This window comes from Halarcobacter anaerophilus, assembly GCF_006459125.1.
GTDB lineage: Bacteria > Campylobacterota > Campylobacteria > Campylobacterales > Arcobacteraceae > Halarcobacter > Halarcobacter anaerophilus.
In genome coordinates, this window is the sequence record NZ_CP041070.1 from 2,214,933 (window position 1) to 2,227,910 (window position 12,978).

Here is a 12,978-nt window from a genome sequence, read left to right on the forward strand (position 1 = left end):
ATAAGATTACCAGTCAATTGATTGGATTTTTCCGTTTCTTAATGGAAATAGGAAAGATTTATCATGATTTAATCTAATAATACCGATAGAACTTCTATTATCTACTGTTTTAAGGAAAATAATAGATTCACCGTCTTGAGAAAATTTTGGAAACTGATTACTTCCGTTTGCCGTTAATCTTTTTAGATAATCGCTTTTAGTAGACATTAGATAAAGGTTAAAGGTGTATCTGCCGAATTCATTGCCTTTTTCTCTACTCGTATATACTACATAATCTTTATATGTAGTTGCCGAAGAGTTGTTTCTTCCGTGATAAACTAATCTTTCAACTCCTCTTGAGTTTATTCTTTTTGCGAATATATTAGGATAATTTAATCTATCTGATACAAACACGATTCTTGAATCATTTTCGACAAAATGAGCTCCAACATCGATTCCTTTATATGTCGTAAGTCTTACTTTTGTTTTTTTTCTAAGATTATAAAGATATATATCAGGTTGATTATTAGGTGCTGCAGTAACTAAAAGTTTATTTCCGTCTTTACTTACATCCGAAGCTACAATCATACCTTCACTTTTCATAATAACTTCTCGTTTTCTTGTATAGAGGTTTGTTTTAACTAAAGTAGGAACGCCCCTGTCATATGTAGTATAAAAAAAACTATCCTGTTTTTCATCTGCCCATTTAGGGAAAATATTTAATCCCCCTCTTATAACGGGTTTTTGAAAAGTCAAAGTATAATCGGCAATTATAATATCTGCTTTTTTTGCCTCTTTATACAAAGAAAAAATTACAAACTTATCCATCCAGTCTATTGAAGGTGCATTTAACTGTTTATTAACCGAAATTGCAACTCTGTGAGCTAAGAAAGGATATCTTTGATCTTTTGACGTACTAAAACTTTTATTTAAAATAAGCTGTTTTGAGTTTATATCATAAAGTTTGATATTTAAAGTAACTCCTTCAAAACTGCTAAGATTTGAATCAATATTTAAAAAAAGATCCGTTCCTCTATTTGACAATGCCAGCATATTTGGAAATTTATTAAATTCGGCATGCTCTCTTTGATCTTCTATTACGTCAAAATGTCCGCTTACTTTTAAGTCTTTTACAATTACTTCTTTAATCTTTTTAGTTAAAAGATTATTCATTGCCTTAGGAGCAATAGAAACCTCAATTTTAGGTAAATTTGTACTTTTTTTAATAATATCAAGTTCAGCATCCGCTGCAAATAAAATTGTAGTAAAAGTTATGATTAAAAATAAAATTTTATTCATAGTTATCCTTCTGATTTAAAGTTCACAATAATATCAACTTTTGAATTAATTTTTGGTCTAGGAAACTCTTCATTTAATTGAGAATCTAAAAACTCTTTTAAAGACTCGTCAAATCTTTGATTATTTGAATATTTCATAATTCTGTAATCAAAACTTCCGTCTGAAGATATCTTTACAAGAACCTTTACGATTAAGCCCTCTTCAAGGAGCATCGGATTCCAACGTTTCCATAAAAGCTCTTTTATTTTTGAAAAATATTCATCATGTTCACCATTTGAAGTTGAACTTGTTGTTGGCATATTTGTAGTAGTTTTTACGTCATTTAAAAGTTTTGAAACGGAAACATTATCTGTTTTTTTCTGTTTTTGAAACTTTGATTTGAATCTACTTGGATCTAAAGACTCTTTAACCGTATTAACATCTTTTTGGGCAATCTCTTTTGCTTTTGTTTCTACATTTGCAAAAAGTGATTTAAAATCTGCCGTTTTTTTTATTGAAGCCGACGTTGATTTTTTTACTACGCTTTGAACTTTTTCGGGAGATTTTTTTGCAACTTTTTTTTCATTTGATTTTGTTGAAATTAAATCAAGTTCCAATACCGTAGTTTTGTTTGAATCATATTTCTTAGCTTTGGGAGCATTAACATAAACAAGAAAAGATAAACATATAAGCAGATATATACCTATAGATAAAAAACCGCCTAGGTAAAAATAACCTTTTTGCTCCATAATCATCCATCAGTAATTAATGCAACTTTATAAAAACCAGCCTCTTTAACTGATTTTAAAACGTGCATTATATCATCATATATTAAACTCTTTTCCGCTCTTATATGTATAGGAGTCTTTCTATCTCTGTTTTTTGCATAAAGGATAAAGTTATCGGCAAAGTTTTCTAAATCGTATCTTTTTTTATTAATTAAAACTTGTCTGTTTTTAGTGATTACTATATCGATTTTTTTTACTGCTTGAATCTGTTTTGAAGCACTTCCTTTTGGAAGATTAATAGGCTCTTCAAATTCAATTACAGGTGCTGTTACCATAAGTATAGCAAGTAGTACCAACATAATATCTACTAAAGGAGTAATGTTTAAATCAGGTTTTTGATTGTAATCGTACATCTTTACCCTTTAGCGATTAAAATTTCAGATTGTGCCTTTAAATAAGTATTTAACTCATAAACTTTTCTAACTAAAATTTGATGAAAAGTATAAGCAAATATAGCTACAAAAATACCTGCTGCTGTTGCAACTAAGGCTTCAGATATTGCAGGTGCAATAATAGAAAAGCCGACTTTTGTTTGATCAGAAAATTTTGCAAATGACTCTAATATCCCTACAACCGTACCAAATAGTCCGACAAAAGGAGAAGTTGAAGCAATTATTGAAAGCCAAGTAATTCCAGAACTTGCATCTTTTATAATATTAATTTCACATGCATGCAAAATCTCTTTTGTATGAACTGAACTTGAACATTTGTTTAAAGATGATAAAGGACTAATTGAAGCATTTCTAGAAGTAAGTGCTTCTAAAGATTTTTTTTCATTAAAGATTAATGAATTTAAACTCATAAATCTGTAAATAAAAAGCCAGAAACATAATATAAAATAACCTGAGAGTGTCAATAACACTAAAAGTGTTATTGCACTACCATTGTTTAAGTAATTTAATACTGTATCAATCATCTACTGTCTTATGCAAATGAGTTGATTTTAGCTTCAACTGCTGCTAATGATACACTTGCATCTTTAACAGAATTAACTAAATCTTTTGCAGCTTCAATATTTTTAGCTATTTCAGAATCTTCTCCTGAAGTTAGAGCAACAGCTCCGTCAACTAAAACATCTACAGAACTTTCAGAAACATTTACATGTCCCCAGTTTATAGCCACTGCATCTGTTGAATCTGCTTTTTCTATAATAATTACGCCAACTGTTAATGATGAAACTAAAGAAGCGTGTCCAGGAAGAACACCGAACTCTCCCTCTTTTCCAGGAAGAGTTACACTCTTTACATCATCACTAAAAATCAGACCATTTGGTGCAACTATCGATAATTTTAATGTATCCATAAAGCCGCCTTTAATTATTTCATTCCTTCAGCTTTTGCTAAAACCTCGTCGATTCCACCAACCATATAGAATGCCATTTCTGGAATATCATCGTATTTTCCGTCTAAGATACCTTTGAATCCTTCAATTGTATCTTTTAACTCAACATATTTACCAGGAGCACCTGTAAATACTTCAGCAACGAAGAATGGTTGAGATAAGAATCTCTCTATTTTTCTAGCTCTAGCAACAACTAGTTTATCCTCTTCAGATAATTCATCCATACCAAGAATTGCAATAATATCTTGTAAATCTTTATATTTTTGAAGTACTGATTGAACACCTCTAGCTACAGAATAGTGTTCAAGACCGATTATATCTGCATTTAAAATTCTTGAAGATGAATCAAGTGGATCAACCGCAGGATAAATACCTTTTTCAGCAATTTTTCTGTTAAGTACTGTTGTAGCATCTAAGTGTGCGAAAACTGATGCAGGAGCCGGGTCAGTTAAGTCATCCGCTGGTACATAAACAGCTTGTACAGAAGTAATTGAACCTTTGTTTGTAGATGTAATTCTTTCTTGTAATTTACCCATTTCAGAAGCAAGTGTAGGTTGGTAACCAACTGCTGAAGGAATTCTTCCAAGAAGTGCAGACATTTCTGAACCTGATTGTGCAAATCTAAAGATGTTATCAATAAACATAAGTACGTCAAGACCTTTTTCATCTCTAAAGTACTCAGCCATTGTAAGACCTGTTAATGCAATTCTGTTTCTTGCACCTGGAGGCTCACTCATTTGACCATAACATAATGCAACTTTGTCAAGTACGTTAGAATCTTTCATTTCGTGATAAAGGTCATTCCCTTCTCTTGTTCTTTCACCAACACCGGCAAATACTGAGTAACCTGAGTGTTTAAATGCAACGTTATGGATAAGTTCCATAATAATAACTGTTTTACCAACACCGGCACCACCGAATAGTCCAACTTTACCACCTTTTGAATAAGGAGCAAGTAAGTCAACTACTTTAATACCTGTTTCAAACATCTCTGTTTTAGTAGATTGTTCTTCAAAACTTGGTGCAGCTCTGTGAATCGACCATTTTGTTGTATCTTCAGCAATTGCTTCACCTTCATCAACAGGATCACCGATTACGTTAAAGATTCTTCCAAGTACAGCTTCTCCAACAGGAACTTTAATAGGTCCGCCTGTAGCAGTACACTCTTGACCTCTTTGTAAACCTTCTGTCATATCCATAGCAATAGTTCTAACTCTGCTATCTCCAATGTGCGCAGCAACTTCAAGTACTAATCTGTCCTTTTTAGTATCTGTCAAAGTAACTTCAATTGCTTCATTTATTTCTGGTAAGTATCCGTCAAACTCAACGTCAACTACAGGACCCATTACCTGAATAATATTACCTTTCATACGGGCAGCTCCTTTGTATTATTTTAATGATTCAACACCACTGATAATCTCTATCAGTTCTGTTGTAATTGCAGCTTGTCTAGCTTTATTGTATTCAATAGTTAAAGAATTAACTCTATCTTTAGCGTTATTTGTTGCAGCTTCCATAGCTTGCATTCTAGCAGAGTGTTCTGCTGCTAAAGAATCAATTAAAGAGTAATACATATTAAAATCAATATATTTACCTGTTAACTCTTCTAACACTTCTTCATCATCATCGGGTTCAATTTCTAGCATAGATGTTTCATTTTTATCTGATTCAACATTTTCTAAGCTAATTGGCAATAACTCTGTTACTCTAATTTCTTGAGTAAGCATATTTAAAAATCCGTTGTAAATTAAAATAACTTTATCAGTCTCTCCGTTTTGGAAATCCTTTACAACATCAGCAATAAACTCTGAAGCTCTGTCATAATCAGGAGCTGAAGATAAATCACTAACAGCTTGGCTTAACTCTTTCCCTTGAAAAGAGAAATAGTCTACACCTTTTCTTCCTGCTACTCTATATCTTACTTTTGCACCTTTGCTTTCATACTCTTCTGCAAGTTTACTAACTGTTTTAATTGTTGCCATATTAAAACCACCACAAAGTCCTTTGTCAGCAGTTACAAAAACTAAATCAACAGTTTTTGGATTTTCAACTGGGATAAACGCTTTATTATGATTACCACCGCCTTGAACTTTGCTAACTCTGTTTGCGATCTCAGAAAGAACTTCATTTATCTTTCTTGCATAACTTCTAGATTGCTCAGACAATTGTCTTGTTCTAGTAAGTTTTGCAGAAGATACAAGCTTCATTGCTTTTGTAGTCTTCTGAGTGTTTTTAACACTTCCTATTTTTAATTTAATCTCTTTTAAGTTAGCCATTTGCTAATCCTTATTTAGCATTAAAAACAGTTTTAAACTCTTCTAATGCAGCTTTTAATGCTGTTTCAGTTTCGTCATCTAATTTTTTCTTAGCTTTAATATCATCTAAGATATTAGAGTATTTTTGTCCAATGAATGCGTGTAATTCTTCTTCATATTTTACAACATCACCGACAGCTATATCATTTAAATAACCTTTTGTACCTGCATAGATAATTACGATTTGTTTTTCAATCACTAATGGTTTGTTAACACCTTGTTTAAGTACTTCAACCATTCTTTGACCAAGTTCCAACTCTTTTCTAGTTGATTCATCAAGATCTGATGCAAATTGAGCAAACGCTTCAAGTTCTCTAAATTGTGCAAGAGACAGTTTTAACGTACCTGCAACTTGTTTAGTAGCTTTGATTTGTGCAGCACCACCAACCCTAGATACAGATAAACCAACATTAATTGCAGGTCTAATCCCTGAGTTAAAAAGGTTAGTTTCAAGGAAAATTTGTCCATCTGTAATAGAAATTACGTTTGTTGGAATATATGCAGCAACATCACCTGCTTGAGTTTCAATAATTGGTAATGCAGTCATAGACCCTGCACCTAACTCATCAGACATTTTTGCAGCTCTTTCAAGTAATCTTGAGTGTAGATAGAATACATCCCCAGGGAACGCTTCTCTACCCGGTGGTCTTCTTAATAATAAAGACATTTCTCTATATGCAACCGCATGTTTTGATAAATCATCATAAACGATTAATGCATGTTTTCCGTTGTCTCTAAAATATTCACCGATAGTAACACCTGTATATGGAGCTAAGAATTGTAATGCTGAAGATTCTGAAGCACCTGCATTTACAACAATTGTATAATCCATTGCACCTGATTCTTCTAAAGTTCTAACAACTGAAGCAACTGAAGAAGCTTTTTGACCGATTGCAACATAGATACAAACAACATCTTCACCTTTTTGGTTAAGAATTGTATCAATAGCAACTGTTGTTTTACCTGTTTGTCTATCTCCAATGATAAGCTCTCTTTGCCCACGTCCTATTGGAACAAGTGCATCAATTGCTTTTATACCTGTTTGTAAAGGTTCATGTACAGATTTTCTTGCCATGATTCCAGGAGCTTTTTCTTCAACAAATCTTGATTCAGAAGACTCGATAGCACCTTTACCGTCAATTGGATCACCAAGAGCATTTACAACTCTTCCTACCATTGCATCACCAACAGGTGTTTCTAAAAGTCTTCCTAATCTTTTACAAGAAGAACCTTCTCTAAGACCGTTTCCAGATCCTAATACAACTACACCTACTGAAGACTCTTCCAAGTTTGAAGCAAGACCTCTCTCACCATTTTCAAACTCTACAATTTCTCCGGCCATAACGTTTTTAAGACCGTAAACTTGCGCAATACCATCTGCAAAAGAGATGATCTTACCTGTTTCATTAACATCTACATTTAATTCAAAGTTTTCAATTCTCTCTTTGATGATAGAACTGATTTCATCTGCTTGAATTTTTGCACCCATTCAATTTCTCCTTTATAAGTTCTAAACTGCTTTTAAAATATGATCAATCATTTGTGATTTAAGTCTCTCTTTAGAGAATGCAATCTCAACCCCAAGACTGTCAATATCAACTTTGATACCATCATAATCACAAACATTTTGTGATAGTGTTAATTTAACATTGAATTTTTTGCTGAATTGTTTCTCTATAGAAGAGACATAATCAGAAGCCAACTCTTTGTTAGTATAAACTACACCTGTATATGTGTTATTCATTTCCGCGATTTTTGATTCTAATTCGGCAACAATATCCGGAATTAATTCTAATCTTTTATTAGACCCTAATAATTTAATAAGATTTTTAATTTCTTCATTGTCATTTTCCAAAAATGAAATAACTAAATTTACTTTATCTCCACTTTTAACTTCAGATGAAGCAAGTATTGAAGTAAATTTCTCATCACTAAATGCTGATGAGATAGTTTTTAAATCATTACAAATAGCAGTTGCAGACTCTACATCTCTACCATCTAATAATGCTTTTACGTATCTTTTTGCTATTAAATCATTCATTATGCTACCTTCTTAAGTACAATATTTGCCAACTCGTCTTGAGTTAAAGAAACATTGTCTGAACTTAATAGCTCATCAAGCACTTCTGAAACAATTTGTCTCTTAGTTTTTGATGTTTCAACTTTTATTCTTTCATCAAAAGTTTTTTCTAAATTTGCGATTTCAACATCAACTGCATCTGAAACTCTTTTTTTAACAGAGTCTACATCTGCTTTAGCATTATCAACAATCTCTGTTGCAAGTGCTTTTGCTTCTTCAAGTCTTTTCCCGGCTTCTTCGACTTTGTCTTGTGAAGCTTTCAGCGTATCTTGAACTTTATCAAGTTCTGCTTGAATTGAAGCAGTTCTGTTAGCAAAAAATGCTCTAACTTTATCAGCAAGTAAATACCATAAAATTCCAGCAAAAATTATAAAGTTAACGGTTCTTTGAACAATATCAGTTTCCGCACCTTCGCTATTGGCAAATAATGCCACTGGAGCTAATAAAGCTAATCCAATTAATAATAATTTTTTCACCTTATCCCCTTTAAATTGAGCTAATCTTAGCTTTTAGGCTCTCATTAAATTGAGGCATTGCAGCTACTAACGACTCTTTTAAAGCTTTTGCTTCTTTTTCTAATTCAGCAGAAAAATTAACTGTTTTTGCTTCAATCTCTTCTTTAGCACTTGCAAGTTTAGCGTCAGCTACTTCTTTTGCTTCAGTATATGCTTGTTCTCTAATAGCCGCTGCTTCTTTTTTAGCTTCTGCAAGTACATGATTTGCTTCTTCTAAAATACCGTCAACATTTGCAGAGTTAGATTGTGCATCTTTTAAATCTTTTTTAATCGATGCGTCTCTATCATCCATATGTTTCAATAACGGTTTGAATAAACAGCTGTTCAATCTAGCAACAACTAGAAGAAAGATGATTGCTGAACTAAGCAACAATACAGGACTTATGTCTAACATTCATTCCTCCATATTTTTTACAGTTTAGTTTGACTAAAACTGACTTTATATTATCTAAAAGAATTATAAATATTTATTAAAATGGGAGTTTTGGTAAAAGAATTTTAAAAAGTGTTACCAAAGTAGTTAGAAATCTTCTCAATATCCTCTTGAGACCTAATTTCTATCTTAAAATAGTTTTTCTCGGCTTTTACTTTTAAGTTTGATTTTTTTAAGTTTTCAATAGCCGTTTGAAGAGGTTTAAAATCATAAGATTTTTTTTCTTTTTTAGAGATTTTTTCTTCAGGTTTATTTTTGCTGTTTTTAAGTTCTCTTACAAGTGTTTCAGCCTCTCTTACAGAGAGTTTTTGACCGTAAATAGAGTCCGCAACTTTTTTTTGTAATTCATCCTCTAATCCAAGCATGATTTTTCCATGACCTGCCGAAATTTTATTATTTGCAAGCATTTGTTGAACATAAGAAGAGAGTTGTAAAAGTCTTAAAGTATTCGTAATTGAAGTTCTGCTTTTAAAGACTCTTTTTGCCAATTCATCATGAGTAATAGAGTGTTCATTTATAAGTTGGGCGTATGAGTAAGCTAGTTCTATAATATTTAAATCATCTCTTTGAATATTTTCAATTAAAGCCAATTCTCTTAATTTGAACTCTTCAATATCTATAATTGCTGCTTTTATCGTATCAAGATTTGCTAGTTTGTGAGCTCTTAATCTTCTTTCTCCCGCAACTAAAATATATCCGCCTTTATTATCTTCTCGTACGGTAACAGGTTGTAATAATCCATGTTCGACTATTGAATCACTTAGCTCTTTTAATTTATCTTCATCAAATATTTTACGCGGTTGGTTTGGATTTGGTTTTATTAAGTTAACATCAAGTTCAATAATAGAGTTATTGCTCTTTGAGTCATTACTATTTGAGTTGCTGTATGCAGTCTCAACTTCACCTAAAAGTTCACCAAGTCCTCTTCCTAACGCCATTGTAAATCCTAAATTTAAATTTAACCTGCAATCGCACGTGCAAGATTTGTATAAGCTTTTGTTCCTACCGCTGCTGCGTCGTAAAGCATAATAGGTTTACCAAAACTCGGAGATTCAGCAAGTTTTATATTTCTGGGAATCACTACATATGATGATTGATCTATTTTGAAAAGTTTGTTTTCAAAATGTTGTGCCAAGTCAGCAAAAACCTGTTTTGATAAATTGTTTTGAGAGCTATACATTGTAGGTAAAAACCCTCTTATTTGTAATTGTCTATTTATAGTCTGCTTTACTAGTTTGATTGTATTTAACAACTGAGCCAAACCTTCTAATGCAAAAAATTCACACTGAATAGGTATAAGTACCGAATTTGATGCACTAAGAGTATTTATAGTAATCGGTCCAAGTGCGGGAGGTGAATCGATTATAACATAATCATAATCTTTTTTTACAGGATCAATTTTTCTTTTTAGAACGAGTTCTCTATCTTTTATATTTTTATAGAACTCCTTTTCTATACCGACTAATCCGATATTTGAAGGTGCTACTTTTAAATTTTCAATTTCAGAGTCTAAAATGATTTCATTTAACTCTTTTGTACCTAACATAACATGATAAATGTTATATTCGTAAGTATCTCTATGAAAACCTAAAGAAGTAGTTGCATTAGCTTGTGGATCTGCATCAATGAGTAGAACTCTTTTACCTTCTAAAGCTAAGGCTGCACTCAAATTAACCGCAGTCGTAGTCTTTCCTACACCGCCTTTTTGATTTGCAATTGCAATTATCTCTGTCATCTTAAACTAAATACCTTTGTGTTATTTATTTCGATAGAACCGTCGCTAAACAAAACGGCATTTTCCAAAGAAATTTTTTTATTATTTATTGTAGCTTTGAATTTTCTGCTTTTTTGAAATTCTACCTTAAATTGACTAAAAACTTCCTTCCAAGAGTTTTGTTTTTGCAAAGAATCAAAATAAATTTTTAAACACTCATTTTTATCTATTTGTATATCAAGTTTCCCGTACTCTTTTGAAACTTCAATAAGATTCAGACCAATACCGCAAAATATCAAATCTTTTGTAGCAGTTGTAATTGTGCCTCCAATTTTTTTATTTTCTATATAAAAATCATTGGGCCATTTTAACCATAAAAGGGAACCTTTTTGGGCTAAAACTTTTTTTAAAATATATGAAAAATAGATTGAAGCACTTTGAAGTTGTAAATCTTCGGGTAAAGCATCTTTTTTTATTACAAAAGAGAAAAAAAGGTTTCCCTCTTTTCCAATCCAACTGTTTCCTCTACTTCCCACTCCGTCTGTCTGAACTTTTGATGTTATACAAACTGGATAAGAATAACCCTCGTTTTTGATTAAGTCTCTTAAATATGTGTGAGTCGAATTGACTTTTTCTAAAAAAATAATTTTCATGTAATATTATATCTTATATTTTTTCAAGAAAGAATTAATTATAATAATTCTAAAAAGAGAGTTTATGTTAGATCCTGTTTTACCCATAGCAATGTATTTGTTCATCGGGTATTTTTTTAAGTTGTTTGTAAAAGACCATTCTCACGCTTTAGTTGATTTTGTAATCTATTTTTCACTTCCTGCCATGGTTTTTATAAAAATCTATCCGCTAAAACTTGATTTAGAAATTTTAAATTTGATTTTAATGTTTAACACAATAATTATTGTAAATTTGTTTTTATGCTATTTTATAGGAAAATTTTTCAAATTTGACAAAAAAACCTTAGCTACTTTTATAGTCGTGGGAGCTTTTGGAAATACCTCTTTTATAGGATTTTCATATATTGATGCGTTTTACGGCTCAGATTATGTTGTTTATGCTCTTATTTATGATCTTTTCGGTTCTTTTTTGCTTGTTGTTTCAATAGGAACTATTATTATAAACTGGGGAAGCGGTCAACATGTAAACTTTAAAGCAATGATAAGAAAAGTGATTTTTTTCCCTCCTATTATTATGTTTTTTATAACTGTCTTTTTAAAACTTTTTTCTATTCCCAATTTTATTATGAACACGGCAGAAGTAATTGGAACAACTTTGGTTCCTCTTGCAATGATTGCAATCGGTATGAAACTTGAATTAAAAAACATCTTTTATAAATTTAAAGAGACAACACTTCTTTTAAGTATTAAGATGTTTCTTGTTCCTCTTATTGTTATGCTGCTTTTTTATGCATTTTATAATTTAGATGATACTTGGAGTAAAACAACTATATTAGAAGTTGCAATGCCACCTATGACAACTGCCGTAATACTTGCAATTCAAGGTGGATTGGATGAAAGACTTGCGGTAAACTCTTTAGTTCTTGGAGTATTAATATCTTTATTAAGCGTTACAGGTTTTTACTTTTTCCTAGCCTGAATTCAGGCTAGAATATCATTAATACTTAATCTTTTTCCTCTTATATAATCTACTGCATTTAAAGCTTTTTTTGATGGAGATTGAATTGTCGAAACTGATATTTTACCTTTTTTACATGCAACTGTTATTGAATCCTTTTCAATAGATAAAATTTCACCTTCTTTATTTAAAGAATCTTCATCAAGTAGTTTTATACCTTTTAGTTTTAAACCTGAACTTAAAAAGATTCCTGGCCAGTAAGAGTAAGCTTTATATTTTAAGAAGAGTTTTTTTGCACTGGAAAAATCTACTAAGCCAAACTCTTTTTTTATCTTTTTACAAAAACTGACTTCTCTCTCATCTTGTTTTTTAGGAGCAATTTTTTCAAAATTATCTAATGTAGTAATCGTAAGTTTTGCTGCTATTAAAGATAATTTATCAAATGCCTCTTTTACTTCCATAGAAGGAGTTATTTTCAAATATTCCAAACCTAAAATATCTCCGCTGTCTAAGCCCTCTTCCATAAGCATTGAGGTAACTCCCGTATATTCATCATCATTTAAAAGTGACTCTTGAATAGGACTTGCACCTCTGTATTTTGGGAGTAATGAGGCATGAAGATTTATGCAAGGAGCAATACCTAAAATCTCTTTAGGTAAAATTTGACCGTAAGCAGCGACTACTATAAAATCAGGATTTAACTCTTTTATTTGAGTTTGGGCTTCAATATTTCCCCTTAGTTTTTCAGGTTGAAAAATCGGAAGTTCAATATTATTGTCAATACAAAACTGTTTTATATGAGGAGGTGTTATAATCTGTTTTCTTCCGACAGGTTTGTCAGGCTGAGTAAAAAGTCCTACTACTTCGTATTGACTTTTTTGTAACTCTTTGAAAATTTCCGTTGCATAGTCAGGGGTTCCCATAAATAGAACTTTTTTACTCATA

The 12,978-nt window shown here is 31.6% G+C and carries 16 protein-coding genes; 1 reads left to right on the plus strand and 15 read right to left on the minus strand.

Annotation, left to right across the window (positions count from 1 at the left end):
• Positions 1-6 precede the first annotated feature (6 nt).
• From tolB to AANAER_RS11090, 14 genes are all read right to left on the minus strand, one after another.
• Positions 7-1,278, minus strand: a complete 1,272-nt coding sequence (gene tolB, locus AANAER_RS11025; RefSeq protein ID WP_129082217.1) for a Tol-Pal system protein TolB — start codon at positions 1,276-1,278, stop codon at positions 7-9.
• Positions 1,279-1,280: 2 nt separating this feature from the next.
• Positions 1,281-2,006 carry a TonB C-terminal domain-containing protein gene (locus tag AANAER_RS11030; RefSeq protein WP_164969348.1) on the minus strand — a complete coding sequence of 242 codons (726 nt, stop codon included), beginning with the start codon at positions 2,004-2,006 and terminating at the stop codon, positions 1,281-1,283.
• A gap of 2 nt (positions 2,007-2,008) precedes the next feature.
• Complete coding sequence (locus AANAER_RS11035; RefSeq protein ID WP_129082219.1) at positions 2,009-2,398, minus strand: ExbD/TolR family protein; 390 nt, start codon at positions 2,396-2,398, stop codon at positions 2,009-2,011.
• A 2-nt stretch (positions 2,399-2,400) separates the two neighbouring features.
• Positions 2,401-2,961 (minus strand): MotA/TolQ/ExbB proton channel family protein, encoded by a 561-nt coding sequence (locus AANAER_RS11040; RefSeq protein ID WP_129082220.1) that lies wholly within the window; start codon positions 2,959-2,961, stop codon positions 2,401-2,403.
• Positions 2,962-2,969: 8 nt separating this feature from the next.
• Positions 2,970-3,347, minus strand: coding sequence for an ATP synthase F1 subunit epsilon (gene atpC, locus AANAER_RS11045; protein WP_044417820.1), 378 nt, complete (start codon positions 3,345-3,347; stop codon positions 2,970-2,972).
• Between the two features lie 14 nt (positions 3,348-3,361).
• Positions 3,362-4,756, minus strand: a complete 1,395-nt coding sequence (gene atpD / locus AANAER_RS11050) for a F0F1 ATP synthase subunit beta (protein WP_129082221.1) — start codon at positions 4,754-4,756, stop codon at positions 3,362-3,364.
• 18 nt (positions 4,757-4,774) lie between these two features.
• Positions 4,775-5,662 carry an ATP synthase F1 subunit gamma gene (gene atpG / locus AANAER_RS11055; protein ID WP_129082222.1) on the minus strand — a complete coding sequence of 296 codons (888 nt, stop codon included), beginning with the start codon at positions 5,660-5,662 and terminating at the stop codon, positions 4,775-4,777.
• A 10-nt stretch (positions 5,663-5,672) separates the two neighbouring features.
• Entirely contained in the window at positions 5,673-7,190 is a 1,518-nt protein-coding gene (gene atpA, locus AANAER_RS11060; protein WP_129082223.1) for a F0F1 ATP synthase subunit alpha, read from the minus strand.
• A gap of 21 nt (positions 7,191-7,211) precedes the next feature.
• On the minus strand, positions 7,212-7,742 hold the full coding sequence (locus tag AANAER_RS11065; RefSeq protein WP_129082224.1) for a F0F1 ATP synthase subunit delta: 531 nt from the start codon (positions 7,740-7,742) through the stop codon (positions 7,212-7,214).
• Complete coding sequence (locus AANAER_RS11070; RefSeq protein ID WP_129082225.1) at positions 7,742-8,257, minus strand: F0F1 ATP synthase subunit B; 516 nt, start codon at positions 8,255-8,257, stop codon at positions 7,742-7,744. Before AANAER_RS11070 ends, AANAER_RS11065 begins: the two co-directional genes overlap by 1 nt.
• Before the next feature lie 10 nt (positions 8,258-8,267).
• Complete coding sequence (locus AANAER_RS11075) at positions 8,268-8,690, minus strand: F0F1 ATP synthase subunit B family protein (protein WP_129082226.1); 423 nt, start codon at positions 8,688-8,690, stop codon at positions 8,268-8,270.
• A gap of 104 nt (positions 8,691-8,794) precedes the next feature.
• Positions 8,795-9,667, minus strand: coding sequence for a ParB/RepB/Spo0J family partition protein (locus AANAER_RS11080; protein WP_129082227.1), 873 nt, complete (start codon positions 9,665-9,667; stop codon positions 8,795-8,797).
• A 20-nt stretch (positions 9,668-9,687) separates the two neighbouring features.
• Positions 9,688-10,464: a ParA family protein gene (locus AANAER_RS11085; protein ID WP_044417809.1), complete on the minus strand. Its 777-nt coding sequence runs from the start codon at positions 10,462-10,464 to the stop codon at positions 9,688-9,690.
• Positions 10,461-11,096, minus strand: a complete 636-nt coding sequence (locus AANAER_RS11090) for a biotin--[acetyl-CoA-carboxylase] ligase (RefSeq protein WP_129082228.1) — start codon at positions 11,094-11,096, stop codon at positions 10,461-10,463. Before AANAER_RS11090 ends, AANAER_RS11085 begins: the two co-directional genes overlap by 4 nt.
• Positions 11,097-11,160: 64 nt before the next feature.
• On the opposite strand from AANAER_RS11090, the gene AANAER_RS11095 reads away from it, so the two are divergent.
• Positions 11,161-12,054 (plus strand): AEC family transporter, encoded by an 894-nt coding sequence (locus AANAER_RS11095; RefSeq protein WP_129082229.1) that lies wholly within the window; start codon positions 11,161-11,163, stop codon positions 12,052-12,054.
• 2 nt (positions 12,055-12,056) lie between these two features.
• Here the strand turns inward: AANAER_RS11095 and fmt are convergent, their stop codons facing one another.
• Positions 12,057-12,977, minus strand: a complete 921-nt coding sequence (fmt, locus tag AANAER_RS11100; protein WP_129082230.1) for a methionyl-tRNA formyltransferase — start codon at positions 12,975-12,977, stop codon at positions 12,057-12,059.
• Position 12,978: the final 1 nt, after the last annotated feature.